Annotated in this window: 24 protein-coding genes and 5 tRNA genes; 20 read left to right on the forward strand and 9 right to left on the reverse strand. The window is 54.6% G+C overall.

What is annotated here, in order from left to right:
- Nucleotides 1-40: 40 nt before the first annotated feature.
- The 6 genes from ghrB to L2Y28_RS01095 form a co-directional block, all read right to left on the reverse strand.
- Nucleotides 41-1,015 (reverse strand): glyoxylate/hydroxypyruvate reductase GhrB, encoded by a 975-nt coding sequence (gene ghrB, locus L2Y28_RS01070; RefSeq protein ID WP_022646684.1) that lies wholly within the window; start codon nt 1,013-1,015, stop codon nt 41-43.
- 26 nt (nt 1,016-1,041) lie between these two features.
- Nucleotides 1,042-2,322, reverse strand: coding sequence for an MFS transporter (locus L2Y28_RS01075; protein ID WP_001089079.1), 1,281 nt, complete (start codon nt 2,320-2,322; stop codon nt 1,042-1,044).
- Nucleotides 2,323-2,439: 117 nt separating this feature from the next.
- On the reverse strand, nt 2,440-3,378 hold the full coding sequence (locus L2Y28_RS01080; protein WP_022646685.1) for a sugar kinase: 939 nt from the start codon (nt 3,376-3,378) through the stop codon (nt 2,440-2,442).
- Nucleotides 3,379-3,381: 3 nt separating this feature from the next.
- Nucleotides 3,382-4,131, reverse strand: coding sequence for a sugar phosphate isomerase/epimerase (locus L2Y28_RS01085; RefSeq protein ID WP_032622065.1), 750 nt, complete (start codon nt 4,129-4,131; stop codon nt 3,382-3,384).
- A 102-nt stretch (nt 4,132-4,233) separates the two neighbouring features.
- Complete coding sequence (locus L2Y28_RS01090) at nt 4,234-5,250, reverse strand: LacI family DNA-binding transcriptional regulator (RefSeq protein WP_022646687.1); 1,017 nt, start codon at nt 5,248-5,250, stop codon at nt 4,234-4,236.
- A gap of 157 nt (nt 5,251-5,407) precedes the next feature.
- Nucleotides 5,408-6,070: an OmpA family lipoprotein gene (locus tag L2Y28_RS01095; RefSeq protein WP_022646688.1), complete on the reverse strand. Its 663-nt coding sequence runs from the start codon at nt 6,068-6,070 to the stop codon at nt 5,408-5,410.
- Nucleotides 6,071-6,192: 122 nt separating this feature from the next.
- On the opposite strand from L2Y28_RS01095, the gene L2Y28_RS01100 reads away from it, so the two are divergent.
- A complete protein-coding gene (locus tag L2Y28_RS01100) occupies nt 6,193-8,562 on the forward strand; it encodes a molybdopterin guanine dinucleotide-containing S/N-oxide reductase (RefSeq protein WP_045261850.1) in 2,370 nt (789 codons plus the stop codon).
- On the opposite strand, the gene L2Y28_RS01105 is transcribed toward L2Y28_RS01100, so the two are convergent.
- The gene (locus tag L2Y28_RS01105) at nt 8,531-8,971 is read right to left on the reverse strand and encodes an N-acetyltransferase (protein WP_022646690.1); all 441 of its coding nucleotides are present in this window, start codon (nt 8,969-8,971) and stop codon (nt 8,531-8,533) included. The two genes, L2Y28_RS01100 and L2Y28_RS01105, sit on opposite strands and share 32 nt — an antisense overlap.
- Nucleotides 8,949-9,530 carry a DNA-3-methyladenine glycosylase I gene (gene tag, locus L2Y28_RS01110; RefSeq protein ID WP_022646691.1) on the reverse strand — a complete coding sequence of 194 codons (582 nt, stop codon included), beginning with the start codon at nt 9,528-9,530 and terminating at the stop codon, nt 8,949-8,951. Before tag ends, L2Y28_RS01105 begins: the two co-directional genes overlap by 23 nt.
- Nucleotides 9,531-9,690: 160 nt before the next feature.
- On the opposite strand from tag, the gene L2Y28_RS01115 reads away from it, so the two are divergent.
- The 9 genes from L2Y28_RS01115 (at nt 9,691) to dppF (ending at nt 20,085) form a co-directional block, all read left to right on the forward strand.
- Nucleotides 9,691-10,233 carry a lipase gene (locus tag L2Y28_RS01115; protein WP_022646692.1) on the forward strand — a complete coding sequence of 181 codons (543 nt, stop codon included), beginning with the start codon at nt 9,691-9,693 and terminating at the stop codon, nt 10,231-10,233.
- A 236-nt stretch (nt 10,234-10,469) separates the two neighbouring features.
- Nucleotides 10,470-11,672 carry an MFS transporter gene (locus L2Y28_RS01120; protein ID WP_022646693.1) on the forward strand — a complete coding sequence of 401 codons (1,203 nt, stop codon included), beginning with the start codon at nt 10,470-10,472 and terminating at the stop codon, nt 11,670-11,672.
- A 239-nt stretch (nt 11,673-11,911) separates the two neighbouring features.
- Complete coding sequence (gene eptB / locus L2Y28_RS01125) at nt 11,912-13,606, forward strand: kdo(2)-lipid A phosphoethanolamine 7''-transferase (protein ID WP_022646694.1); 1,695 nt, start codon at nt 11,912-11,914, stop codon at nt 13,604-13,606.
- Between the two features lie 91 nt (nt 13,607-13,697).
- Nucleotides 13,698-13,774: transfer RNA gene (locus L2Y28_RS01130), tRNA-Pro, on the forward strand.
- 621 nt (nt 13,775-14,395) lie between these two features.
- Entirely contained in the window at nt 14,396-16,003 is a 1,608-nt protein-coding gene (dppA, locus tag L2Y28_RS01135; protein ID WP_022646695.1) for a dipeptide ABC transporter periplasmic-binding protein DppA, read from the forward strand.
- A 161-nt stretch (nt 16,004-16,164) separates the two neighbouring features.
- Entirely contained in the window at nt 16,165-17,184 is a 1,020-nt protein-coding gene (dppB, locus tag L2Y28_RS01140) for a dipeptide ABC transporter permease DppB (RefSeq protein ID WP_022646696.1), read from the forward strand.
- 9 nt (nt 17,185-17,193) lie between these two features.
- The gene (dppC, locus tag L2Y28_RS01145; protein WP_022646697.1) at nt 17,194-18,096 is read left to right on the forward strand and encodes a dipeptide ABC transporter permease DppC; all 903 of its coding nucleotides are present in this window, start codon (nt 17,194-17,196) and stop codon (nt 18,094-18,096) included.
- Between the two features lie 10 nt (nt 18,097-18,106).
- Nucleotides 18,107-19,090, forward strand: coding sequence for a dipeptide ABC transporter ATP-binding protein (gene dppD / locus L2Y28_RS01150; RefSeq protein ID WP_010426220.1), 984 nt, complete (start codon nt 18,107-18,109; stop codon nt 19,088-19,090).
- On the forward strand, nt 19,087-20,085 hold the full coding sequence (gene dppF, locus L2Y28_RS01155) for a dipeptide ABC transporter ATP-binding subunit DppF (RefSeq protein WP_022646698.1): 999 nt from the start codon (nt 19,087-19,089) through the stop codon (nt 20,083-20,085). Before dppD ends, dppF begins: the two co-directional genes overlap by 4 nt.
- Before the next feature lie 43 nt (nt 20,086-20,128).
- On the opposite strand, the gene coaA is transcribed toward dppF, so the two are convergent.
- On the reverse strand, nt 20,129-21,079 hold the full coding sequence (coaA, locus tag L2Y28_RS01160) for a type I pantothenate kinase (RefSeq protein ID WP_032622068.1): 951 nt from the start codon (nt 21,077-21,079) through the stop codon (nt 20,129-20,131).
- Between the two features lie 317 nt (nt 21,080-21,396).
- Here coaA and L2Y28_RS01165 point away from each other — a divergent pair.
- From L2Y28_RS01165 to rplJ, 10 genes are all read left to right on the forward strand, one after another.
- A tRNA-Thr gene (locus tag L2Y28_RS01165) sits at nt 21,397-21,472 on the forward strand.
- 8 nt (nt 21,473-21,480) lie between these two features.
- Nucleotides 21,481-21,565, forward strand: a tRNA-Tyr gene (locus L2Y28_RS01170).
- 116 nt (nt 21,566-21,681) lie between these two features.
- A tRNA-Gly gene (locus L2Y28_RS01175) sits at nt 21,682-21,756 on the forward strand.
- Between the two features lie 6 nt (nt 21,757-21,762).
- Nucleotides 21,763-21,838: transfer RNA gene (locus tag L2Y28_RS01180), tRNA-Thr, on the forward strand.
- 118 nt (nt 21,839-21,956) lie between these two features.
- Nucleotides 21,957-23,141, forward strand: coding sequence for an elongation factor Tu (gene tuf / locus L2Y28_RS01185; RefSeq protein ID WP_022646700.1), 1,185 nt, complete (start codon nt 21,957-21,959; stop codon nt 23,139-23,141).
- A gap of 227 nt (nt 23,142-23,368) precedes the next feature.
- Nucleotides 23,369-23,752 carry a preprotein translocase subunit SecE gene (gene secE / locus L2Y28_RS01190; RefSeq protein ID WP_003862342.1) on the forward strand — a complete coding sequence of 128 codons (384 nt, stop codon included), beginning with the start codon at nt 23,369-23,371 and terminating at the stop codon, nt 23,750-23,752.
- 1 nt (nt 23,753) lies between these two features.
- Nucleotides 23,754-24,299, forward strand: coding sequence for a transcription termination/antitermination protein NusG (nusG, locus tag L2Y28_RS01195; RefSeq protein WP_003862341.1), 546 nt, complete (start codon nt 23,754-23,756; stop codon nt 24,297-24,299).
- A gap of 156 nt (nt 24,300-24,455) precedes the next feature.
- Nucleotides 24,456-24,884 (forward strand): 50S ribosomal protein L11, encoded by a 429-nt coding sequence (gene rplK, locus L2Y28_RS01200; protein WP_003862340.1) that lies wholly within the window; start codon nt 24,456-24,458, stop codon nt 24,882-24,884.
- Between the two features lie 3 nt (nt 24,885-24,887).
- A complete protein-coding gene (gene rplA / locus L2Y28_RS01205) occupies nt 24,888-25,592 on the forward strand; it encodes a 50S ribosomal protein L1 (protein WP_006810530.1) in 705 nt (234 codons plus the stop codon).
- 289 nt (nt 25,593-25,881) lie between these two features.
- On the forward strand, nt 25,882-26,379 hold the full coding sequence (gene rplJ / locus L2Y28_RS01210; protein ID WP_003862338.1) for a 50S ribosomal protein L10: 498 nt from the start codon (nt 25,882-25,884) through the stop codon (nt 26,377-26,379).
- Nucleotides 26,380-26,399: the final 20 nt, after the last annotated feature.

Below are 26,399 nucleotides of genomic sequence, written 5' to 3' on the forward strand. Positions count from 1 at the left end.
CAAAATTCAAAAACCCGCCTTCTGGCGGGTTTTTTCGTTTCTACTGTTGTATCTGCGGGTTAACGCAGTTCTTATCCACTTTACCGCCGAGCGCGGCAATCAGATTATCCACGGCGGTCGCCGCCATGTTGTAGCGTGTTTCATGAGTTGCAGAGCCGATGTGGGGCAGGGCGACGACGTTTGGCATGTTCAGTAGCGGAGAATCCACCGGCAGTGGCTCCTGTTCAAACACGTCCAGACCGGCGGCGTGGATCTCACCGTTTTGCAGTGCCTCAATCAGCGCCTTCTCATCGACCACCGGACCACGACCCGCGTTGATGAAAATGGCCGATTTCTTCATCTTTTCAAACGCCGCCCTGCCGATGAGATGACGCGTTTCATCCGTCAGCGGCAGGATCAGGCAGACAAAGTCGGCTTCCTGCAACAACGTATCAAGCTCGCAGTAACGGGCGTTGAAACGTTCTTCAGCTTCAGCGTGATGACGGCGGGCATTATACAGAATGGGCATGTTGAAGCCGAAATGGGCGCGCTGTGCCAGCGCCAGACCGATACGGCCCATCCCAACAATCCCCAGCGTTTTGCCATGTACGTCCACGCCGAACCAGTCCGGGCCAATGCTTTTTGTCCATTCGCCCGCTTTCACGCGCTCAGCAACTTCCACCACGCGACGAGCAGTGCTGAGCACCAGCGCCATCAGCGTGTCGGCGACGGTTTCCGTCAGGGCATGCGGCGTGTGCATCAGCAGGATGTTGCGTGCGTTTAGCGCATCCACGTCGAAATTGTCGTAGCCCACAGAAACGGTTGAGGTTGCACGAAGCTTCGGCATTTTCTCCAGCAGCGCTGCATCCACCTTTTCGCTTGAACCCAGCAGGCCCTCGGCGCAGGCAAACGCGTCGGCGTGCTGTGCCACGGTTTGCGGGCTGAGGTTCTTTACCCGGGTAACGGTAAAGTGTTCCTCCAGGCGTTTTTGCAGATCTTCAGGCAGTGCTTTGTACAAAATGACGGACGGCTTCATGCTAATCTCCGTTGATTTAAAAGGATTCAGGCGTGGCGTGCGCCGACGGGTAGCTGTTGATTATTAGCAGGCTTAACGATCAGAGTAAGCCATACCGAGGCAAAAAGCGCCACCCCCATAAAGATGTAAGAAGCTGAAGGGCTGCCGGTGGCGCCGTTCAGATAGCCCACAAACCACGAGCCAAAGAACGAACCCAGCGCACCCATACTGTTGATCAGCGCCATCGCGCCCCCTGCGACGTTACGCGGCAGCATTTCCGGGATGATGGCAAAGAACGGACCATACGGGGCATACATGGCCGCACCCGCAATCACCAGCAGCGTATACGAGGCCCAGAAGTGGTTCGCGCCTACGGCCCAGGAACCAATGAAGGCAAAAGCAGCGATCAGCAGGAGTGGCCAGACGAACAGCTTACGGTTTTGCAGCTTGTCCGATGCCCAGGAGACGATAATCATCGCGATGGTTGCAGCCAGGTAAGGCACTGATGACAGCCAGCCCACTTCCACCATGCCAAGGTTTTCACCGCCGCTGCGGATAATCGACGGCAGCCACAGAACAAAGCCGTACACGCCAATACTCCAGGTAAAATACTGTGCGCATAGCAGAATAACGTTCCGGGAGCGGAAGGCTTCGCCGTAGTTACGCACCGCTTTCAGCCCCTGCTGCTCTTTATCCAGCTGCGCCTGGAGTGCGGCTTTTTCGTCTTCAGAAAGCCATTTTGCCTGGGCTGGCTTATCTTTCACCAGCACCCACCAGCAGAAGGCCCAGATAATCGCGGGAACCCCTTCGATAATGAACATCTCGCGCCAGCCGAAGGACTGGATCAGATAGCCGGAAACCACCGACATCCACAGCACGGTGACCGGGTTACCGAGTATCAGGAACGTATTGGCACGTGAACGCTCAGATTTTGTGAACCAGTTGCTGATGTAAATCAGCATTGCTGGCATGACGGCCGCCTCAACCACGCCAAGAATAAAGCGAATAGCCGCCAGAGCAGGAATGTTATTCACCACGCCAGTCAGCGATGCACAGGCACCCCATAAGATCAGGCAGATGAAAATGAGCTTTCGCACGCTGCGGCGTTCAGCGTAAATCGCGCCGGGGATCTGGAAGAAGAAATAACCCAGGAAGAAGAGGGCGCCCAGCAGGGAGGAGACCCCTTTGGTGATCCCGAGGTCTTCGTTGATCCCGGCGGCGGATGCAAAACTGAAGTTGGCACGATCCAGGTACGCCAGGCTGTACGTGATAAATACGATTGGCATGATGTACCACCAGCGTTTTACTGCATTGGTCGAACTGTTCATAGGCTTGCCTCTGTTGTTGAGGTTGTTGCCGCCGTTGTCTGTAGGGTACACGGTGGCTTAATTATCTGGTGCGGATTGCTGCCCTCACCCTGTCCCTCTCCCTGTGGGAGAGAGAATTCAGACTCCGAGCTCTGCTCGTGTTGGTAATCCTTCGCTGTCGCCCTGCACCTGAATCGCCAGCGAACCAATTTTGTTGCCTCGCGCCACGGCCTGCGACAGCGGTTTGCCCTCCAGCAGGGCGCTGATGACCCCGACGGCAAACCCATCGCCCGCACCCACGGTATCGACCACGTTATCGACTTTTACCGCAGCGACGGCGCCTTGCTCGCCGTCGGCAGTTTTGAACCATGCACCGTCAGCACCGGTTTTCAGCACCACGGCTTTTACTCCTTTGTTGAGGTAAAAATCAGCAATGCCTTCCGGCGTGCTCTCGCCAGTGAGGATCATTCCCTCTTTTACCCCCGGCAGTACCCAGTCCGCCTGAAACGCCAGTCGGTTGAGTTTCTCAACCATCTCCGCTTCGCTTTTCCACAGCACCGGACGCAGGTTTGGATCAAAGGAGATCGTTTTGCCCTGCGCTTTCATTGCCGAAGCGGCATGATCGAGTAAATCGTACGAACTGGCCGAGAGCGCCGCCGCCACGCCGCTCAGGTGCAGGTGGCGCGCAGAGGAGAAATACGCGGCGTGATAATCATCCACGGAGAGATGGCTTGCCGCTGAGCCTTTACGGAAATACTCCACGATGGGATCGGTTCCATTTTCAACTTTAGATTTCAGCTGAAAGCCCGTCGGGAAGCGTCCGTCGAGAGTCACGCCTGCGGCATCAATGCCCTCTTTTTTCAGCGAGTCGAGTACGAAATGGCCAAAGCTGTCATTTCCCACGCGGCTTACCCAGCCAACATTCAGCCCCAGCCGCGCAAGGCCGGTAGCAACATTCAGCTCAGCACCTGCAACGCGTTTGATAAAGTGCTCCACTGCGTTCAGCTCGCCTGTTTCGGTGGCGACAAACATCGCCATGGCCTCGCCGATGGTGATGACATCCAGCGTCTTGTGCATGGTTTACTCCTCGCGCAGCAGGTTGACGTAATGGCGGGTGACGGCGGTGAGATCAGTCCCTTCCAGCGGAAATTCGATACCGCGTGGCGCATCGGCAGGCAGTTGATTAAGCAGATCCCGCCAGCGAGAATCGGTCTGATCCGGCGCGACGGCGCGGAATTGCGCCTTATGCGGGACCGCGGCCTTCACATGAATGTAGCTCACGGCGGGAGCCAACTGACGTGCAGCCTCTTCCGGGGAGTCGCCAACCCACAGCCAGTTGCCCATATCGAACGTCAGCGTGACCGGCAGCGCCATTACCCGGCAGGCGGCTTTGAAGCGCTGCATCGGAGCGAGCTGACCGCAGTCGGTCTGGTCGTTTTCCACCACCAGCGTCATGCCGCTTTCATCCAGCAGTACGCGCAGGGCTTCAAGCGGTTGTTTGTCGCTGAAATGGCCCAGCGAGACTTTAAGCCACAGGGCGTTCAGGGTGCTGGCTTCGCTAAGGTAGCGCGGAAGATCCGGGTTGAGGGTTCCATCGGGCATAAACAGGGGGGCCGGGGCGGAGTAGCACGCCAGTAACCCCAGCAGTTCAATGGACTCGCCGAGCGCAGGCAGGGCCATTAAATCGTCGCTGCTGAAGAGCTCGCGGCGGATTTCAACGCCATCAGCCCCTGCGCCGGCAATAACGGGAAGCATCGCCCGTTGACCGCCTGCTTGTCGCACCTGATCCGCGCCATACGCGGCGGTGACCACCATAATTTTCCTGCTCATTTCCTGACTCCAGGGCGTAATCGATAGTATTACGCTAGATGGAACCGGTTCCAAAGAAAAGATCGGGATGCTGAATTTATGATCGCTGTCACGAAGGGGAAATTAACGGGCAGTAGAGCCGCGAACGACCAGCTCGCCAGAAAAAACCTGCTCGCGTACGGCGTCGCGGGTGCCTTCAATGCGGCGAACCACTTGTTCAACCGCGGCATAGCCGATCTGCCAGGTGGGTTGTTTGAGGGTGGTAATGCCTACGCCAGCAAGTTCAGCCCACTCCAGTTCATCAAAGCCGAGTAAGCCGATGTCGCTGCCCCAGTGCAGGCCAATGCGTTTAAGCGAGCGGGCAACCTGAAGCGTCAGCGCCCCGTTCGCGGAGATCACCGCTTTGCGCATACCCCGATGGCGGGTATGGAACTGGCGCAGGGTATTATCCAGCTGATCGGCTTCATGGAGGGAGATTTCGGCATTTTCGGCGATCACCCCGGGATAACGCGCCAGCGTGGCACGAAATGCAGCCAGGCGGTCGCGGCGGGTGTTAACCATACCCAGCGGTTCGCTCAGGAACAAAATGGCTTCGAAACCCTGTTCAATCAGATGTTCGGTGGCAGTGGTGGCCGCCTGGGTGTTATCCAGCCCGACCACATCGCAGGCAAATTCCGGGATTTTGCGGTCAATAAGCACCATCGGCAGCGACGATTGTTGCAGGCGATTTAGTCCCTCTTCGCGCATCCCGACGGCATTGACCACGATCCCTTCCACCTGATAGCTGCGCAGCAGATCGAGGTAGTGCAACTCCTGATCAACTTCGTTATTGGTGTTACAGACCAGCGGGGTAAAGCCTTTCTCACGGCACGCCGCCTCAATGCCGCTGAGGACGTTAACGGAGTAAGGGTTGGTGATATCGGCGATGATGAGGCCAATCAGACGGGTACGACCCCGCTTGAGGCCGCGCGCCATCAGGCTGGGACGGTAGTTGAGATCGGCAATGGCCTGTTCAATTCGCGCCAGCAGTGCATCGGAAAGCAGGTGTTTCTCGCCGTTGAGGTAGCGTGAAATGCTGGTTTTACCGGTTTTGGCGGCTTTCGCCACGTCGCTGATGGTGGCCCGGGTTGGTTTGCTCATCGCTGATTTCCCTGAAATTAGTGAGAATACCTTAGCGGGAAAATCTGACGAATCAAGCAATTTGCCGGGTGGCGGTCTGATGCCCTCACCCCAACCCTCTCCCACGGGAGAGGGCGCAAACACTAAAACGGCAACAGGGTTGCCGTTTTGCTTTTACCTACTGCACAGGGCTCAACGTAATCTCAACGCGGCGGTTCTGCGCTTTGCCTTCCGCCGTGCTGTTGCTGGCGATCGGGTTAGCCGGACCCATGCCGCTGGTGCGGATGCGGTTCGCTTCTACGCCCTGGGTGATCAGCGAGCTGGCCACGGAATCGGCACGCTGCTGCGACAGACGCATGTTCAGATCCTGGCTGCCGGTACTGTCGGTGTAGCCAATCACGTTCACGGCAGTTTTGTTGTACTCTTTCAGCACCGCGGCCACGCCGGTCAGGGTGTTCGCGCCTGCGGGTTTCAGCGTCGCGCTGCTGCTGTCAAAGGTCACGTTGTTTGGCATGTTCAGGATGATGTTGTCACCGCTGCGCGTCACGCTCACGCCTGTACCTTTCATTTTGTCACGGAGTTTTGCTTCCTGCACATCCATGTAATAACCCACGCCGCCGCCCAGGGCTGCGCCTGCCGCTGCGCCAATCAGTGCACCTTTACCGCGATCTTTCTTGGAGGAGGAGAGTGCGCCAACGCCAGCGCCCACCAGGGAACCAATACCCGCGCCAATGCCGGATTTACCCGCTTCGCGTTCGCCGGTGTAAGGGTTGGTTGTGCAGCCTGAAACAGCCAGAGCACCGCTCACCAGAGCGGCAATAACGAGTACGCGTTTTTTCATCTTATTTCCTTAATCCTTTTTATTCTTTGCCACGACGGACGTGGCAGTGGATTATGACGTCCGAATACGGAGAAAATTCAGTGTATAACTCTGAAATTTGTCACAAACGATAAACTGCCTCAATGAAAGGCCGTCATACCTGCACGCAACCAGGAGCGCACGCTTTGAGCACCTCAACAAAAACCATTCTGACCGCCGCCCACTGGGGGCCGATGCTGGTCGAAACCGATGGCGACACCGTGCTGTCGTCTCGCGGGGCTTTGCCTTCGCGCCATCTCAACTCTTTACAGACCGTCGTTCGCGATCAGGTACATAGCAAAACTCGCGTACGCTGGCCGATGGTGCGTAAAGGCTTTCTGGCGTCACCGGATAAACCGCAAGGTATTCGCGGGCAGGATGAGTTCGTGCGCGTGAGCTGGGACGATGCCCTGGCGCTGATCCATACGCAGCATAAACGCATCCGCGACAGCTATGGCCCGTCGTCCATTTTTGCCGGCTCCTATGGCTGGCGCTCAAACGGCGTGCTGCATAAGGCCGCAACCCTGCTGCAACGCTATATGAGCCTGGCCGGAGGATATACCGGCCATCTGGGTGATTACTCGACCGGCGCGGCGCAGGCGATCATGCCGTATGTCGTGGGCGGGAATGAGGTTTATCAGCAGCAGACCAGCTGGCCGCTGGTGCTGGAGCATACAGAGGTGGTGGTGCTGTGGAGCGCCAACCCGCTCAATACCCTTAAAATTGCCTGGAATGCGTCCGACGAGCAGGGCGTTTCCTACTTCGATGCGCTGCGCAAAAGCGGCAAGCGCATCATCTGTATCGATCCGATGCGTTCTGAAACGCTTGATTTCTTCGGCGACAGCGCCGAGTGGATCGCGCCGCATATGGGCACCGACGTGGCGATGATGCTGGGTATCGCCCACACCCTGGTGGAGAACGGCTGGCACGACACGGAATTTCTGACGCGCTGCACCACGGGCTTCGATAAATTTGCCGACTATCTGACGGGCAAAACCGATGGTATCGCCAAAACCGCAGAGTGGGCTGCGGCGATTTGCGGCGTTGATGCCGCTAAAATCCGCGAACTGGCAGCGTTATTCCATAGCAATGTCACGATGCTCATGTCCGGATGGGGGATGCAGCGCCAGCAGTTTGGCGAGCAGAAGCACTGGATGCTGGTGACGCTCGCCGCGATGCTTGGGCAGATTGGCACACCCGGCGGCGGTTTTGGCCTTTCCTATCACTTTGCCAACGGCGGCAACCCGACGCGTAAAGCGGCGGTGCTGGCGTCCATGCAGGGCTCGGTGCAGGGTGGCGTGGACGCTGTGGATAAAATTCCGGTGGCACGCATTGTTGAAGCTCTGGAGAACCCCGGCGGGTTTTATCAGCACAACGGTCAGGATCGCCATTTCCCGGATATTAAGTTTGTCTGGTGGGCGGGTGGGGCCAACTTCACCCATCACCAGGATACCAACCGCCTGATCCGCGCCTGGCAGAAACCGGAGCTGGTGGTGATCTCGGAGTGCTTCTGGACCGCGTCAGCGAAACATGCCGATATCGTTTTGCCCGCCACGACCTCGTTCGAGCGTAACGATCTCACCATGACGGGGGATTACAGCAACCAGCATATGGTACCGATGAAGCGCGTCGTGGCTCCCCGGGATGAAGCGCGGGATGATTATGACGTCTTTGCTGACCTGAGTGAATTATGGGAAGCGGGCGGACGGGAGCGTTTCACCGAGGGCAAAACGGATCTGCAATGGCTGGAAACGTTTTACCAGATTGCAAGCCAGCGCGGGGCTGCGCAGGGCGTGACGCTGCCGCCATTTGCTGAATTCTGGGAGGCGAATCAACTCTTCGAAATGCCGGAAAGCGAGCAGAACGCGCGGTTTGTGCGCTTTGCTGACTTCCGTCGCGATCCGGAGAATAACCCGTTAAAAACCGAAAGCGGGAAGATTGTGATCCACAGCGAGCGCATCGCCAGCTTTGGCTACGCGGACTGCCCGCCGCACCCGGCGTGGCTGGAGCCGGACGAATGGCATGGCAATGCGCAGCCGGGGCAGCTTCAGCTGCTGTCTGCCCATCCTGCCCATCGTCTGCACAGCCAGCTCAACTATTCGGCTCTGCGCGAGCAGTATGCGGTGGCGGGTCGTGAGCCGATCGCGCTGAATAGCGACGATGCAAAGGCGCGGGGGATTAACGACGGCGATCTCGTTCGCGTCTGGAACGCACGCGGGCAGGTGCTGGCTGGCGCCGTGGTGAGTGAAGGGATCCGCCCAGGCGTGTTCTGCATTCATCAGGGAGCATGGCCGGATCTGGCGCTGGACGAGGGCGGTATTTGTAAGAACGGCGCCGTAAACGTGCTGACCAAAGATCTCCCCAGCTCGAAGCTGGGGAACGGCTGTGCGGGGAATACGGCGCTGGCATGGGTGGAGAAATATGAGGGGCCGGCGCTTCCCCTTACGGCATTTGATCCGCCTGCCAGCTCATGATCCACGTCGGGTGTTGGGTATCATCCTGCCAGGCGCTGTCTTCGATGCGAAAACCCTGAGCATGATAGAAATTCACCGCCCGCACGTTTTTCTGATACACCTCCAGGGTTAAATACGGGTAGTGCTGCTGAACATAGTTCAGCAGCGCACGCCCGATCCCCCTTCCGATGAACGCCGGGGCGACAAACAACGCCCCCACGAACTGGAACTGCATGACGCTGATAAAACCGCACAGGGTACCGTTTTCTTCCCAGACCCAGGTCTCGGCGGCGGGAAGGTAATCATCCCGCACTACCGCTTCATTCGCTTGCCAGTAACTTGCGTCGATAAACGGATGCGCCTCGGTGGTGCTCTCCAGCCACAGACTCAAAAGCGGAGCGGTATCCTCACTTTGCCATTTGCGGATCATGGTGGCCCTCCGGGTGGCAGAAGCAGCCCTTAATGTGGTCATTGACCAGCCCGCAGGCCTGCATAAAGGAGTAACAGATGGTGGTGCCCACAAACTTAAAGCCGCGTTTTTTCAGCGCTTTTGACAGGGCATCTGAGGCGGGGGTAGACGTTGGGATCTCTGCAAGCGTGGCGGCCTGCGTCACCTTCGGCTCGTTATCCACAAACGACCAGACAAAAGCTGAGAAGGGTTCGCCGTTTTGCTCCATCGCCAGATAAGCACGCGCGTTACCAATAATGGCCTGAATTTTACCGCGATGGCGGATGATACCGGTATCCAGAACCAGCCTTTCCACGTCTTCGTCGGTCATGGCGGCCACCGCAACCGGATCGAAATGGTGGAAGGCCTTGCGATAGTTCTCACGCTTTTTCAGAACGGTGATCCACGACAGCCCGGCCTGCTGGCCTTCAAGGCAAATCATTTCAAACAGTTTTTTACCGTCGGTTTCCGGCACGCCCCATTCCTTGTCGTGATAATCGATATAAAGCTGATCCTGGCTTACCCAGCCGCAACGTTGCATAGGTCATCTCCCTTCCTGATACGGTAAACGCAAAAATTTCAATCTGCCCGGCTTGACGTGTTTGCTAAAGAGACAATAGTTAATACAGGGCTATACGCCCTAATACCTCTTCGAACAATGACATATATCGCCGAACTCGGCTCTTTCTGGAGTCGCTTTGATGATGTTAAAAAAAATCAGTGGTCGCCATGCTGCTTCTGGCCTGGTGGGTGTCTCAGCCTGCCTGCTTATATGTAACACCGCTTTTGCGTGGCAACAGGAATATATCGTTTCAGATGCACAAAGTAATACGACGGAACGCTATACATGGGACGCCGATCACCAACCTCGTTATGAAGATATTCTCGCGGAGCGTATCAACCATTCGCAGAATGCTGCGGGCTTTGCCCTGAACGACCCATCCGGTTCAGATGCGGAAACCGTTCTGAGCGTTGGCTGGAATTTTCCCGTGGCGGGACATTTTACCACCGGCCCCGTCATGGCGTGGCGCACTGATGGCGCTCTCCCTGCAACGGTGAATGCATTTGGTGAGGCAACTACCACGCAGCCGCTTACCGATCCCCTCTGGCATGCCAGCGTGAACTCGTTGGGGTGGCGCGTTGATACGCAGTATGGTGATTTACATCCCTGGGCGAAGATCAGCTACAACCAGCAGTCGGAGGAAGAATATTTGTACACCCTGGGCTTAAGCGCCAAATTTTAGGGTTGTTACTTTTTTAAACGCTGCGGTAACATATTTAATACAATAACGGCGCGGGCTGTGGTGATAGTGGTCACTCACCTTTAAGCGTTTTCTTTTCCGGCAAGGTCATTCATTCCCGCTTCCAGGCATTTCATTCCGTATCTCCTGCATTTCATGCCGTTTTACCCCTGGCGTTTTGGGGTTTTGTTTATCGTGTCCTCAGCGAACTTCCTTAATTTCTCTTGCAGGACACTGCCATGAACACATCAACTTATAACCGCACGCGTTGGCTGACGCTTTTCGGCACCATCGTTACCCAGTTCGCACTGGGCTCGGTCTATACCTGGAGCCTGTTTAACAGCGCCCTGTCCGATAAGCTCGGCGCACCGATAAGCCAGGTGGCATTCTCCTTCGGCTTGCTGAGCCTTGGATTAGCGATTTCCTCTTCCGTGGCGGGCAAACTTCAGGAGCGCTTCGGCGTGAAGCGCGTAACCATGGCCTCCGGGATCCTGCTGGGCGTGGGCTTCTTCCTGACGGCATATTCAAACAACCTGATGATGCTGTGGTTAAGCGCCGGGGTGCTGGTGGGTCTGGCGGACGGCGCAGGTTATCTGCTGACGCTGTCTAACTGCGTGAAGTGGTTCCCGGAGCGTAAAGGGCTTATCTCCGCGTTTGCCATTGGTTCATATGGCCTGGGCAGCCTGGGGTTCAAATTCATTGACTCCCATCTGCTGGCCTCGGTGGGGCTTGAGAAAACCTTTATGATCTGGGGCGTGATTGTGCTGGTAATGATCCTCTTCGGCGCCACGCTGATGAAAGATGCGCCACAGCAGGAAGTGAAAACCGTTAACGGCGTGGTGGAGAACGATTTCACCCTCGCTCAGTCCATGCGTAAGCCGCAGTACTGGATGCTGGCGGTGATGTTCCTGACGGCCTGCATGAGCGGTCTGTATGTCATCGGTGTGGCGAAAGATATCGCGCAGGGGATGGTAAAACTGGACGCGGCGACGGCGGCGAACGCGGTAACGGTCATCTCCATCGCTAACCTCTCGGGTCGTCTGGTACTGGGTATCCTGTCTGACAAAATCGCCCGTATCCGTGTGATTACGCTGGGGCAGGTCATCTCCCTGGTGGGTATGGCAGCACTGCTGTTCGCTCCGCTGAACGAGGCGACATTCTTTGCAGCAATTGCCTGCGTAGCCTTTAACTTTGGCGGCACTATTACCGTCTTCCCGTCACTGGTGAGCGAGTTCTTCGGCCTGAACAACCTGGCGAAAAACTACGGCGTCATTTATCTCGGCTTCGGTATCGGCAGTATTTGCGGTTCACTGATTGCCTCGCTTTTTGGCGGCTTCTACGTGACCTTCTGCGTGATATTCGCTTTGCTGATTATTTCGCTGGCGCTGTCCACCACGATCCGTCAGCCGCAGCGCGAACTGTATAAAGAAGCGCATGTATGATGCGATGAAAAGAGGCCGCAGGGCCTCTTTTATTTATTTCTAAATCGCTTCCGGACTTGCTATTTTGTAAAAATCTTCATCGATTCACATTCTCTGCTGCCACTTTTCTTCCCTGCTGTGGTCTACTTATCGCGCTTGTAGACGTTTCTGATAACGGTTTCTCTCGCATCTACTTACTCTGTCAGCTTTCTCACTGAGATTCGGCGGGTTTTTATACCCCTTCCCCCAGGGTTGTTTGCATGAAATATATTAGGTCTCTTACCCAGCAAAGATTGTGTCTGATGCTGGCTGTCTATATCGGTTTGTTTCTGAATGGCGCGGTGCTGTTCAGACGAGTGGAAGGTTATTTCGAACACCTCACTGTAAGAAATGGAATTTTTGCCGCGATTGAAGTGTTTGGCTCAATTCTGGCGACCTTCTTCCTGTTACGCCTGCTCTCTCTCTTTGGCCGTCGTACATGGCAAATTCTGGCCTCGCTGGTGGTGATTATCTCAGCCGCCGCAAGCTATTACATGACATTCATGAACGTGGTCATTGGCTACGGTATTGTGGCCTCGGTGATGACCACGGACATCGACCTCTCGAAAGAGGTGGTGGGTCAAGGGTTCATCCTGTGGACGATTCTGACCTGCCTGATCCCGCTCTTCTTTATCTGGAGTAACACCTGTCGCTACACCCTGTTACGCCAGCTGCGTACCCGGGGACAGCGCATCCGCAACGTCGCCGTCGTTCTTCTGGCGGGTCTGCTGGTATGGGCGCCTATTCGCCTGATGGAAAAGCAGCAAAAACGGATCGAAAAAGCGACAGGCGTGGATATGCCAAGCTACGGCGGCGTGGTGGCTAACTCGTACCTGCCGTCTAACTGGCTGTCGGCGTTAGGTCTTTATGCCTGGGCTCAGGCGGACGAATCCAGCGATGTGAAATCGCTGATTAACCCGACCAAAAAGTTCACCTACCAGGCTCCGGCTGACGGGCTGGATGATACTTACGTGGTCTTCGTTATCGGCGAAACGACGCGCTGGGATCATATGGGTATTCTCGGTTATGACCGCGATACCACCCCGAAACTGGCGCAGGAAAAGAATCTGGTGGCATACCGCGGCTACTCCTGCGATACCGCCACGAAGCTCTCGTTGCGCTGTATGTTTGTTCGCGAGGGCGGTGCGAGTGATAACCCTCAGCGCACTCTCAAAGAGCAAAACGTATTTGCTGTTCTGAAGCAGCTTGGATTTAGCTCCGATCTGTTCGCCATGCAAAGTGAGATGTGGTTCTACACCAACACCATGGCGGATAACATCGCCTACCGCGAGCAGATTGGCGCCGAGCCGCGTAACCGCGGAAAGAACGTTGATGACATGCTGCTGCTCTCTGAGATGGAACAGTCGCTGAAAAACCATCCGCAGGGTAAGCACCTTATTGTTCTGCATACCAAAGGGTCACACTACAGCTACTATCAGCGTTACACGCGCGATTTCGCCAAATGGACGCCTGAGTGCGTCGGCATTAACAAGAACTGTAGCAAGCAGGAGTTGATCAATGCCTATGATAACTCGATTCTGTATGTGGATACCTTCCTCAGCCGGGTGATTGACCAGCTTCGCGATAAGAAAGCGATTGTGATCTACGCGGCCGACCACGGCGAGTCCATCAACGAGAAAGAGCATTTACACGGTACGCCGCGTAAGCTGGCGCCACCAGAGCAGTTCCGCGTGCCGATGATCATGTGGATGTCGGACAAGTATCTGGAAAACCCGGACAAAGCCAAAATGTTTGCCCACCTGAAACAGCAGGCAGAGATTAAGGTACCGCGCCGTCACGTTGAGCTGTACGACACTATTATGGGCTGTCTCGGCTATACCTCACCGAACGGTGGGATTAACGAAAACAACAACTGGTGTAAACTCCCTGATAACACCACAAAAGCCGCGCAGTAGCTGGTCTGGCGAGAATATCGCCAGTTGAATGGCTTTTTGAAAATAAGGGATTGACGAGGGCGCACCTCAGCAGTAAGATGCGCTCCGCATTCGGCGAGTAGCGCAGCTTGGTAGCGCAACTGGTTTGGGACCAGTGGGTCGGAGGTTCGAATCCTCTCTCGCCGACCACATTCTAAAAAGGGCTAACCGCAAGGTTAGCCCTTTTTGCATTAACGCGTTACCCCACACGAGTCCTCAAAAAACCCCTTAGCCCTGCTTCCCCCTGCCTGCTTGCGGTTTTGTGACATAATCCATTGTATTTTTTTATATATAGTTTGATCTTTTTTCGCGTTGCTTATGGATAACCTCAGCATTTTTCGCTGTGCGTTTTAACGTTCGCGGTATTTAGTGCTCAGATAATCACCATTCTGTAAGAAAATTTACCCATTCTGAATAAAACTTAATCACTGGGTGTTGCGAAATAGGGAGGGGTTTGTGCTGCAACATGGCGAGTAGCATAAATTTCTCTGCTGAAAACTGGCATTCAGAGTTTTTTTAATCTTTGTTTGCGGTTTCTCACACTCCACGTAAATCCCCGCCACCTGTATTGACGTTTTCACATTCTGTTGACAGATTGTAGGGCACGAGGGGCATTTCAGGGAGGATCTGCGCTGCAACTCAAACGCTCTTCTGAAAGGATTCTCTATCCCTTTTAACGCCCTCGGGCATCACCGACCGGACCGGGTAAAAAATAAATAAAGGTCAGGCGGCGTAACACAACAAAGCAAAACATCACATTGGAGCACAATAATGAGTATTTCCTTGAAGAAGTCAGGGATGCTGAAGCTTGGTCTGAGCCTGGTGGCCATGACCGTCGCAGCAAGCGTACAGGCAAAAACCCTGGTTTACTGTTCTGAAGGCTCTCCGGAAGGCTTTAACCCACAGCTCTTTACCTCTGGTACGACTTACGACGCAAGCTCTGTACCGATCTATAACCGTCTGGTTGAATTTAAAACCGGCACCACGGAAGTGATTCCTGGCCTGGCTGAAAAGTGGGATATCAGCGAAGACGGTAAAACCTATACCTTCCACCTGCGTCAGGGCGTGAAGTGGCAGGACAGCAAAGAATTCAAACCTACGCGCGACTTTAACGCCGACGACGTAGTGTTCTCCTTCGACCGTCAAAAAAATGCCCAGAACCCGTACCATAAAGTGTCTGGCGGCAGCTATGAATACTTCGAAGGGATGGGTCTGCCAGACCTGATTGCTGAAGTGAAAAAAGTGGACGATAAAACCGTTCAGTTTGTGCTGACGCGTCCGGAAGCGCCATTCCTCGCTGACCTGGCGATGGACTTCGCCTCTATTCTCTCTAAAGAGTACGCGGACAACATGCTGAAAGCCGGCACGCCGGAAAAAGTGGACCTGAACCCAATCGGTACCGGCCCGTTCCAGCTGCTTCAGTACCAGAAAGATTCCCGTATTCTGTATAAAGCCTTCCCGGGCTACTGGGGCACCAAGCCGCAGATCGACCGTCTGGTCTTCTCCATCACGCCTGACGCATCCGTGCGTTACGCAAAATTGCAGAAAAACGAATGTCAGGTGATGCCGTATCCAAACCCGGCTGACATCGCGCGCATGAAGCAGGACAAAAATATCAACCTGATGGAGCAGGCGGGCCTGAACGTGGGGTATCTCTCCTTCAACACCGAGAAGAAACCGTTCGATGACGTGAAAGTGCGTCAGGCGCTGACCTACGCGGTGAACAAAGAAGCGATCATCAAAGCCGTTTACCAGGGCGCTGGCGTTGCGGCCAAGAACCTGATCCCACCAACCATGTGGGGCTATAACGACGACATTAAGGACTACACCTACGATCCTGAGAAAGCGAAAGCGCTGCTGAAAGAAGCGGGCCAGGATAAAGGTTTCACCGTTGAGCTGTGGGCGATGCCGGTACAGCGTCCTTACAACCCGAACGCACGTCGTATGGCGGAAATGGTTCAGGCTGACTGGGCGAAGATTGGCGTACAGGCCAAAATTGTGACCTACGAGTGGGGCGAGTACCTGAAACGCGCCAAAGCGGGCGAACACCAGGCGGTCATGATGGGCTGGACCGGCGACAACGGGGATCCGGACAACTTCTTCGCGACCCTGTTCAGCTGTGCGGCAGCGAAAGACGGTTCCAACTACTCTCGCTGGTGCTACAAGCCGTTTGAAGACCTGATCCAGCCGGCGCGTGCGACCGATGATCACAACAAACGTATCGAACTGTACAAGCAAGCGCAGGTTGTCATGCACGATCAGGCTCCGGCGCTGATTGTTGCTCACTCCACCGTGTACGAGCCAGTGCGTAAAGAAGTGAAGGGCTACGTGGTCGATCCACTGGGCAAACACCACTTCGAAAACGTGTCTGTTGAATAATAAGTAGGGTGTTCTCCCTCTCCCTGTGGGAGAGGGCAGGGGTGAGGGGCGTGCATGCATCCCCTCACCCTAACCCTCTCCCGAAGGGAGAGGGAATTTACATTTGTGAGCAATACAGACGTCACGCTACTGAGCGTGCGTCATCAGAGAGAATCCGGGTTATGTTGCAGTTCATCCTCCGACGTCTGGGACTGGTTATCCCGACGTTTATCGGTATCACCCTTCTCACTTTTGCCTTCGTCCATATGATCCCGGGTGATCCGGTGATGATTATGGCGGGCGAGCGTGGTATCTCCCCTGAACGTCATGCGCAACTGCTGGCTGAACTCGGCCTTGATAAGCCGATGTGGCAGCAGTACCTCCACTACATCTGGGGCGTATTACACGGCGATTTAGGGATTTCACTGAAAAGCCGTCTTCCGGTGTGGGACGAGTTCGTGCCGCGTTTCCAGGCGACGCTGGAACTCGGCATCTGCGCCATGATCTTCGCGACCGCGGTGGGGATTCCCGTCGGCGTGCTGGCTGCCGTTAAGCGTGGCTCTATTTTCGACCACACCGCCGTTGGCCTGGCACTGACCGGCTACTCCATGCCTATCTTCTGGTGGGGCATGATGCTGATCATGCTGGTCTCGGTGCAGTGGAACCTGACGCCGGTCTCCGGACGTGTCAGCGATATGGTTTTCCTTGACGACACCAACCCGTTAACCGGCTTTATGCTGATTGATACGGCGATCTGGGGCGAAGAGGGCAACTTCATTGATGCGGTTGCGCACATGATCCTGCCTGCAATGGTGCTGGGCACCATCCCACTTGCGGTGATCGTGCGTATGACTCGTTCCTCCATGCTGGAAGTGCTGGGCGAAGATTATATTCGTACTGCCCGCGCTAAAGGTCTGACCCGTATGCGCGTCATCATCATTCATGCCCTGCGTAACGCCATGCTGCCGGTGGTGACCGTTATCGGTTTGCAGGTCGGTACGCTGCTGGCCGGGGCGATCCTGACCGAAACCATCTTCTCCTGGCCAGGCCTTGGACGCTGGTTGATTGATGCGCTGCAACGCCGTGATTATCCGGTTGTGCAGGGCGGTGTATTGCTGGTCGCGACGATGATTATCCTCGTCAACCTGCTGGTCGATTTGCTGTACGGCGTGGTGAACCCGCGTATTCGTCATAAGAAGTAAGGGGCCATCATGTCACAAGTTACTCAAAATAAAGCGGTTACCGCACCGGTGCCAATGACGCCGATGCAGGAATTCTGGCACTACTTCAAGCGCAACAAAGGCGCGGTCGTCGGGCTGGTGTATGTTTCCATCATGATCCTGATTGCGGTGTTTGCGAACTTCCTTGCGCCGTATAACCCCGCGGACCAGTTCCGTGATGCGCTGCTCGCGCCACCGGCCTGGCAGGAAGGTGGTAGCCTGACGCACCTGCTCGGTACCGATGACGTTGGCCGTGATGTGCTGTCTCGTCTGATGTACGGTGCGCGCCTCTCTCTGCTGGTTGGCTGTCTCGTGGTGGTGTTGTCGCTGATCATGGGCGTTGTGCTTGGTCTGGTGGCGGGCTACTTCGGCGGCATCGTTGATAACGTCATCATGCGTATCGTCGATATCATGCTGGCATTGCCAAGCCTTCTGCTGGCCCTGGTGCTGGTCGCGGTCTTTGGTCCTTCGATAGGCAATGCCGCGCTCGCGCTAACGTTCGTTGCGCTTCCTCACTATGTCCGATTAACCCGTGCGGCCGTGCTGGTCGAGGTGAACCGCGATTATGTGACAGCATCTCGAGTGGCGGGTGCGGGGGCGATGCGCCAGATGTTCGTCAATATTCTTCCTAACTGCCTTGCACCGCTGATTGTTCAGGCGTCGCTCGGTTTTTCTAACGCCATTCTCGATATGGCCGCTCTTGGCTTCCTTGGCATGGGTGCGCAGCCGCCAACACCGGAATGGGGCACCATGCTCTCCGACGTGTTGCAGTTCGCGCAAAGCGCCTGGTGGGTCGTCACCTTCCCGGGTCTGGCGATTCTGCTGACGGTGCTGGCATTTAACCTGATGGGTGATGGTCTGCGTGATGCACTTGATCCCAAACTGAAGCAGTAAGAGGCACGAGATGGCGTTATTAAATGTAGATAAATTATCGGTGCACTTCGGCGATGAAGGCACACCGTTTCGTGCTGTGGACCGCATCAGCTATAGCGTAAATCAGGGCGAAGTGGTTGGTATCGTTGGGGAGTCCGGTTCCGGTAAGTCAGTGAGTTCACTGGCAATCATGGGGCTGATTGATTATCCCGGCCGCGTAATGGCGGAAAGCCTGGAGTTCAATGGTCAGGATCTGCAGCGCATTTCCGAAAAACAGCGCCGCCAACTGGTGGGAGCGGAAGTGGCGATGATCTTCCAGGACCCGATGACAAGTCTGAACCCGTGTTACACCGTGGGTTTCCAGATTATGGAAGCCATTAAGGTGCACCAGGGCGGTAACAAGCAAACCCGTCGCCAGCGCGCTATTGACCTGCTGACGCAGGTGGGTATACCCGATCCGGCATCGCGTCTGGACGTTTATCCGCACCAGTTGTCCGGTGGGATGAGTCAGCGTGTAATGATCGCGATGGCCATTGCCTGTCGACCAAAACTGCTGATTGCCGATGAACCGACAACCGCGCTGGACGTGACCATTCAGGCGCAAATTATTGAGCTACTGCTGGAGTTGCAGCAGAAAGAGAATATGGCGCTGGTGCTGATTACGCACGATCTGGCGCTGGTGGCTGAAGCGGCACACAAAATCATTGTGATGTATGCAGGCCAGGTGGTGGAGACCGGGAGTTCACACGATATCTTCCGGGCCCCGCGTCATCCCTATACGCAGGCGCTGCTGCGCGCGCTGCCGGAGTTCGCGCAGGATAAAGCGCGTCTGGCCTCGCTGCCGGGGGTGGTACCGGGTAAATATGACCGTCCTCAGGGCTGTCTGCTTAACCCGCGCTGCCCGTATGCGACGGATAAATGCCGCGTCGACGAGCCGGAGCTGAACCTGTTAGCTGACGGACGTCAGTCGAAATGCCACTACCCACTCGATGATGCCGGGAGGCCAACACTATGAGTACGCAACAAATGCTGTTGCAGGCCATCGACCTGAAAAAACATTACCCGGTGAAGAAGGGCCTCTTTGCTCCTGAGCGCCTGGTAAAAGCGCTGGATGGTGTCTCCTTTACTCTCGAACGCGGAAAAACGCTGGCGGTGGTAGGGGAATCTGGCTGTGGGAAGTCCACGCTGGGCCGTCTGTTAACGATGATTGAAGTTCCGACTGGCGGCGAGCTTTACTATCAGGGCCAGGATCTGCTCAAGCACGATCCGCAGGCGCAGAAACTGCGACGTCAGAAAATCCAGATTGTGTTCCAGAATCCGTATGGTTCGCTGAACCCGCGAAAAAAAGTGGGGCAGATTCTGGAAGAGCCGCTGCTGATCAACAGCAACCTGAGCAAAGAGCAGCGTCGTGAAAAAGCGCTGGCGATGATGGCGAAGGTGGGCCTGAAAACCGAGCATTACGATCGCTATCCGCATATGTTCTCTGGCGGTCAACGTCAGCGTATCGCCATCGCCCGTGGTCTGATGCTCGACCCGGACGTGGTGATTGCCGATGAACCGGTTTCGGCGCTCGACGTATCCGTGCGTGCGCAGGTGCTGAATCTGATGATGGATTTACAGCAGGATCTTGGGCTGTCGTACGTTTTCATCTCCCATGACCTGTCTGTGGTTGAGCACATTGCCGATGAGGTGATGGTGATGTATCTGGGACGCTGCGTAGAGAAGGGGACGAAAGATCAGATCTTTAATAACCCGCGTCATCCATATACTCAGGCACTACTGTCTGCGACGCCGCGACTGAACCCGGATGACCGTCGTGAGCGCATTAAGCTGACCGGCGAGTTACCAAGCCCGCTTAACCCGCCGCCGGGATGTGCGTTCAACGCCCGCTGCCGTCGGCGCTTCGGTCCGTGTACGCAGTTGCAGCCACAACTGAAAGATTATGGTGGACAGCTGGTGGCCTGCTTCGCGGTCGATCAGGATGAAAACGGCGAAAAGCCGCATGCATAAAGGAAAAAACCGGCGATTAGCCGGTTTTTTTTACGTCTGAGATCTACTTCCGTAAACGAATCTGGTCAACGGCGTGTTTCTCACTCTTGGTGAGGATCAGGCTTGCACGTTCGCGCGTCGGCAGGATGTTCTCTTTGAGGTTGACGTAGTTGATCTCATTCCACAGCCCGGTCGCCACGTTGATAGCCTCTTCTTCAGAGAGCTGAGCGTAGTTGTGGAAGTAAGAATCCGGGTCGGTGAACGCCCCTTCACGGAACTTCAGGAAGCGGTTGATATACCAGCGTTGCAACAGATCTTCAGGCGCATCCACATAAATTGAGAAATCGACGAAGTCAGAGACAAACACGTGATGCGGATCGTGAGGGTAATCCATCCCGCTTTGCAGTACGTTTAAGCCCTCCAGAATCAGGATGTCGGGCTGCACCACCGTTTTGTCACCATCCGGGATGCGGTCGTAGATCAGATGCGAGTAGACCGGTGCGGTAACGTTCGGCACGCCCGATTTTAAATCAGAGACAAACTTTACCAGGCGGTGCATATCATAAGAGAGCGGGAAGCCCTTCTTCTTCATCAGGCCGCGTTCTTTCAACACCTCATTGGGATGCAGGAAGCCGTCGGTGGTGATCAGCTCCACGCTGCGGTGTTCCGGCCAGCGGCTAAGCAGCGCCTGTAGCACGCGCGCGGTGGTACTTTTACCCACTGCCACGCTGCCCGCAATACTGATGATATAAGGAATACGTTGACCGTTCGTGCCGAGGAACTGTTCCAGTACGGCCTGACGACGCAAGTTGGAGCTGATGTAAAAGTTAAGCAAGCGAGAGAGGGGGAGATAGATTTCTGCCACCTCTTCCAGGGAGAGATCTTCGTTTATCCCTTTTAGCCGTGCGATTTCACCTTCCGTCAGTGTCATAGGGACGGAGTCACGCAGGGCTGCCCACTGGCTACGGTTAAACTGAAGATAGGGCGTCATTAACGTTTGCTCTTTTTTGCTCATAAGCATGCTTCTGTGAACCATCACGAAACGGCGGGTGCGGGCTCATCACATAGTTAATTTTGGACAATGGGCAGGAGGTTAACACCAGATGAGAGGAATAATAAGAAAAAATATGGGAAAGCGATGCTTAACCGGGCAGGCATCACCCGGGGCTATAGCGTGCCGAAATCAGGCGTTCATGTTGGATTTTTAATCGCGAGCGGATGAATTTACAGCGGTTAGCCCTGGTTTCGAATAAAATGTGAGCGAAAGAACGTTTTATGCAATTTTTTAGTTGCATGACTGCGCAGGTCTCCATAGAATGCGCGCTACTTGATGCCGACTTAGCTCAGTAGGTAGAGCAACTGACTTGTAATCAGTAGGTCACCAGTTCGATTCCGGTAGTCGGCACCATCAAGTCCGGTGGGGTTCCCGAGCGGCCAAAGGGAGCAGACTGTAAATCTGCCGTCACAGACTTCGAAGGTTCGAATCCTTCCCCCACCACCACTTTCTGGCAGCGTCAACGCCGCCGGAGCTGGTTGGAAAAATTGACCAGCTCGAACAGAAAAGAGAGAAATCTCTTTTTTTGTTACAGAAAGAACTGGGTAGCCGAGTTTCAGGATGCGGGCATCGTATAATGGCTATTACCTCAGCCTTCCAAGCTGATGATGCGGGTTCGATTCCCGCTGCCCGCTCCAATACGTGCTGATATGGCTCAGTTGGTAGAGCGCACCCTTGGTAAGGGTGAGGTCCCCAGTTCGACTCTGGGTATCAGCACCACTTCACTTCTCCCTCCCTTTCTCTCTGTTTCAATGTAAATGTATTCAACAGTTCAGGCATTTTCGCCTGGTTGATGTGGTGATATCACCGATTTATCCGTGTCTTAGAGGGACAATCGATGTCTAAAGAAAAGTTTGAACGTACAAAACCGCACGTTAACGTCGGTACTATCGGCCACGTTGACCATGGTAAAACAACGCTGACCGCTGCAATCACTACCGTACTGGCTAAAACCTACGGCGGTGCTGCTCGTGCTTTCGATCAGATCGATAACGCACCAGAAGAAAAAGCTCGTGGTATCACCATCAACACCTCTCACGTTGAGTATGACACCCCGACTCGCCACTACGCACACGTAGACTGCCCAGGCCACGCCGACTATGTTAAAAACATGATCACCGGTGCTGCGCAGATGGACGGCGCGATCCTGGTTGTTGCTGCGACTGACGGCCCTATGCCTCAGACTCGTGAGCACATCCTGCTGGGTCGTCAGGTAGGCGTTCCTTTCATCATCGTGTTCCTGAACAAATGCGACATGGTTGATGACGAAGAGCTGCTGGAACTGGTAGAGATGGAAGTTCGTGAACTGCTGTCTCAGTACGATTTCCCAGGCGACGACACTCCAATCGTTCGTGGTTCCGCGCTGAAAGCGCTGGAAGGCGACGCAGAGTGGGAAGCGAAAATCATCGAACTGGCTGGCTTCCTGGATTCTTACATCCCAGAACCAGAGCGTGCGATTGACAAGCCATTCCTGCTGCCAATCGAAGACGTATTCTCCATCTCCGGTCGTGGTACCGTTGTTACCGGTCGTGTAGAGCGCGGTATCATCAAAGTTGGTGAAGAAGTTGAAATCGTTGGTATCAAAGAGACTGCGAAGTCTACCTGTACTGGCGTTGAAATGTTCCGCAAACTGCTGGACGAAGGCCGTGCTGGTGAGAACGTTGGTGTTCTGCTGCGTGGTATCAAGCGTGAAGAAATCGAACGTGGTCAGGTTCTGGCGAAGCCAGGCTCAATCAAGCCACACACCAAGTTCGAATCTGAAGTGTACATTCTGTCCAAAGACGAAGGCGGCCGTCATACTCCGTTCTTCAAAGGCTACCGTCCACAGTTCTACTTCCGTACAACTGACGTGACCGGTACCATCGAACTGCCAGAAGGCGTAGAGATGGTAATGCCAGGCGACAACATCAAGATGGTTGTGACTCTGATCCACCCAATCGCGATGGACGACGGTCTGCGTTTCGCAATCCGTGAAGGTGGCCGTACCGTTGGCGCGGGCGTTGTTGCTAAAGTTCTCGGCTAATCGCTGATAACATTTGACGCAATGCGCAATAAAAGGGCATCATTTGATGCCCTTTTTGCACGCTTTCACATCAGAACCTGGCTCATCAGTGATTAATTTTGTCATAATCATTGCTGAGACAGGCTCTGCGGAGAGCGTATAATACGAAAAGCGAATAGCATTTCGATTGGTTTGCCTCGCACTCGCGGGGTGAAAATGTTTGTAGAATACTTCTGACAGGTTGGTTTATGAGTGCGAATACCGAAGCTCAAGGGAGCGGGCGCGGCCTGGAAGCGATGAAATGGGTAGTTGTAGCCGTGCTGCTGATTGTGGCGATTGTCGGCAACTATCTTTATCGTGACATGATGCTGCCGCTACGCGCGCTTGCAGTGGTAATTCTGATTGCTGCGGCGGGTGGTGTCGCGCTGTTGACGACGAAAGGCAAAGCGACCGTTGCGTTTGCCCGCGAAGCGCGTACCGAAGTCCGCAAGGTCATTTGGCCGACTCGCCAGGAAACATTGCACACCACGCTGATTGTAGCGGCGGTAACCGCTGTAATGTCACTGATCCTGTGGGGACTGGATGGTATTCTGGTTCGCCTGGTATCCTTTATCACTGGCCTGAGGTTCTGAGATGTCTGAAGCCCCTAAAAAGCGCTGGTACGTCGTTCAGGCGTTTTCCGGTTTTGAAGGCCGCGTAGCTACGTCGCTGCGTGAGCATATCAAATTACACAATATGGAAGAGTTATTTGGCGAAGTTATGGTTCCGACCGAAGAAGTGGTTGAGATCCGTGGTGGCCAACGTCGCAAAAGCGAGCGTAAATTCTTCCCGGGTTACGTGCTGGTTCAGATGGTGATGAACGACGCGAGCTGGCACCTGGTGCGCAGCGTACCACGCGTGATGGGCTTTATCGGCGGCACATCTGACCGTCCGGCGCCAATCAGCGACAAAGAAGTTGATGCGATTATGAACCGCCTCCAGCAGGTGGGTGATAAACCGCGTCCGAAAACGCTGTTTGAACCGGGTGAGATGGTTCGTGTTAACGACGGTCCGTTTGCTGACTTTAATGGCGTCGTCGAAGAAGTGGACTACGAGAAGTCCCGCCTGAAAGTTTCCGTTTCTATCTTTGGTCGTGCGACCCCGGTAGAGCTGGACTTTGCTCAGGTAGAAAAAGCCTAAGCAGCGATCAAAAAAGCGACGATTTAATCGTTGCACAGGGCGCGAGATTGGAATACAATTTCGCGCCTTTTGTTTTTATGGGTTCCGACCCGTAAAACGAATTTTATTCACGGGGAGCCTCTCCGAGGCGTTATTACCCAATCAGAGGATTTTAGAATGGCTAAGAAAGTACAAGCCTACGTCAAGCTGCAGGTTGCAGCAGGTATGGCGAACCCAAGTCCACCAGTTGGTCCAGCTCTGGGTCAGCAGGGTGTGAACATCATGGAATTCTGTAAAGCGTTCAACGCCAAAACTGAATCCATGGAAAAAGGTCTGCCAATCCCAGTTGTAATCACTGTTTACGCTGACCGTTCTTTCACTTTCGTTACCAAAACCCCTCCAGCAGCAGTTCTGCTGAAGAAAGCAGCGGGCATCAAGTCTGGTTCCGGTAAGCCGAACAAAGACAAAGTGGGTAAAATTTCCCGCGCTCAGCTGCAGGAAATCGCGCAGACCAAAGCTGCCGACATGACTGGTTCCGACATTGAAGCGATGACTCGCTCCATTGAAGGTACTGCACGTTCCATGGGCCTGGTAGTGGAGGACTAAGAAATGGCTAAACTGACCAAGCGCATGTCCGTGATCCGTGACAAAGTTGATGCGACCAAACAGTACGACATCAACGAAGCTATCGCTCTGCTGAAAGAACTGGCAACTGCTAAGTTCGTTGAAAGCGTTGACGTTGCCGTTAACCTGGGCATCGACGCTCGTAAATCCGATCAGAACGTTCGTGGCGCAACTGTACTGCCACACGGTACTGGCCGTTCCGTACGCGTAGCTGTATTTGCTCAGGGTGCAAACGCTGAAGCGGCTAAAGCTGCCGGCGCTGAACTGGTAGGTATGGAAGATCTGGCTGATCAGATCAAGAAAGGCGAAATGAACTTTGACGTTGTTATTGCTTCTCCAGATGCAATGCGCGTTGTTGGCCAGCTGGGCCAGGTTCTGGGTCCACGCGGCCTGATGCCAAACCCGAAAGTGGGTACTGTAACTCCTAACGTTGCTGAAGCGGTTAAGAACGCTAAAGCAGGTCAGGTTCGTTACCGTAACGACAAAAACGGCATCATCCACACCACCATCGGTAAAGTGGACTTTGACGCTGACAAACTGAAAGAAAACCTGGAAGCTCTGCTGGTTGCGCTGAAAAAAGCTAAACCAACTCAGGCGAAAGGCGTGTACATCAAGAAAGTTAGCATCTCCACCACCATGGGTGCAGGTGTTGCAGTTGACCAGGCTGGCCTGAGCGCTGCTGCAAACTAATGCCTTTACGTGGGCGGTGATTTTGTCTACAATCTTACCCCCACGTTTGCTAACAAAAGTTAGCGGCTAAAAGAATTGTTCGTTGGAGCCTGGCCTATCCAGGCCTCCGTCGAAGACCGCAGGTGTTTCGCAAGAAACTTAATCCCCTGCGTAGACGGTGACAGAACGCTAAGATTATTTTAAATACTCTGGCTTGTTTCTGCTCACCGTATTAAGACGCTCTTCCCGTTGGGTCGAGTGAAGTGAGTTCCGGAACATGAGTTCCGGCAAACATCCAGGAGCAAAGCTAATGGCTTTAAATCTTCAAGACAAACAAGCGATTGTTGCTGAAGTCAGCGAAGTAGCCAAAGGCGCGCTGTCTGCAGTAGTTGCGGATTCCCGTGGCGTTACTGTAGACAAAATGACTGAACTGCGTAAAGCAGGTCGTGAAGCTGGCGTATACATGCGTGTTGTTCGTAACACCCTGCTGCGTCGCGTAGTTGAAGGTACTCAGTTCGAGTGCCTGAAAGACACGTTTGTTGGTCCGACCCTGATTGCATACTCTATGGAACACCCGGGCGCTGCTGCTCGTCTGTTCAAAGAGTTCGCGAAAGCGAATGCAAAATTTGAGGTCAAAGCTGCAGCCTTTGAAGGTGAGTTGATCCCGGCATCGCAAATCGATCGCCTGGCCACCCTGCCGACCTACGAAGAAGCAATTGCACGCCTGATGGCAACCATGAAAGAAGCTGCGGCTGGCAAACTGGTTCGCACTCTGGCTGCTGTACGCGATGCGAAAGAAGCTGCTTAATCGCAGTTATCTTTATAAAG

It is taken from the genome of Enterobacter sp. JH25 (assembly GCF_021725435.1).
Classification (GTDB): Bacteria; Pseudomonadota; Gammaproteobacteria; order Enterobacterales; family Enterobacteriaceae; genus Enterobacter; species Enterobacter intestinihominis.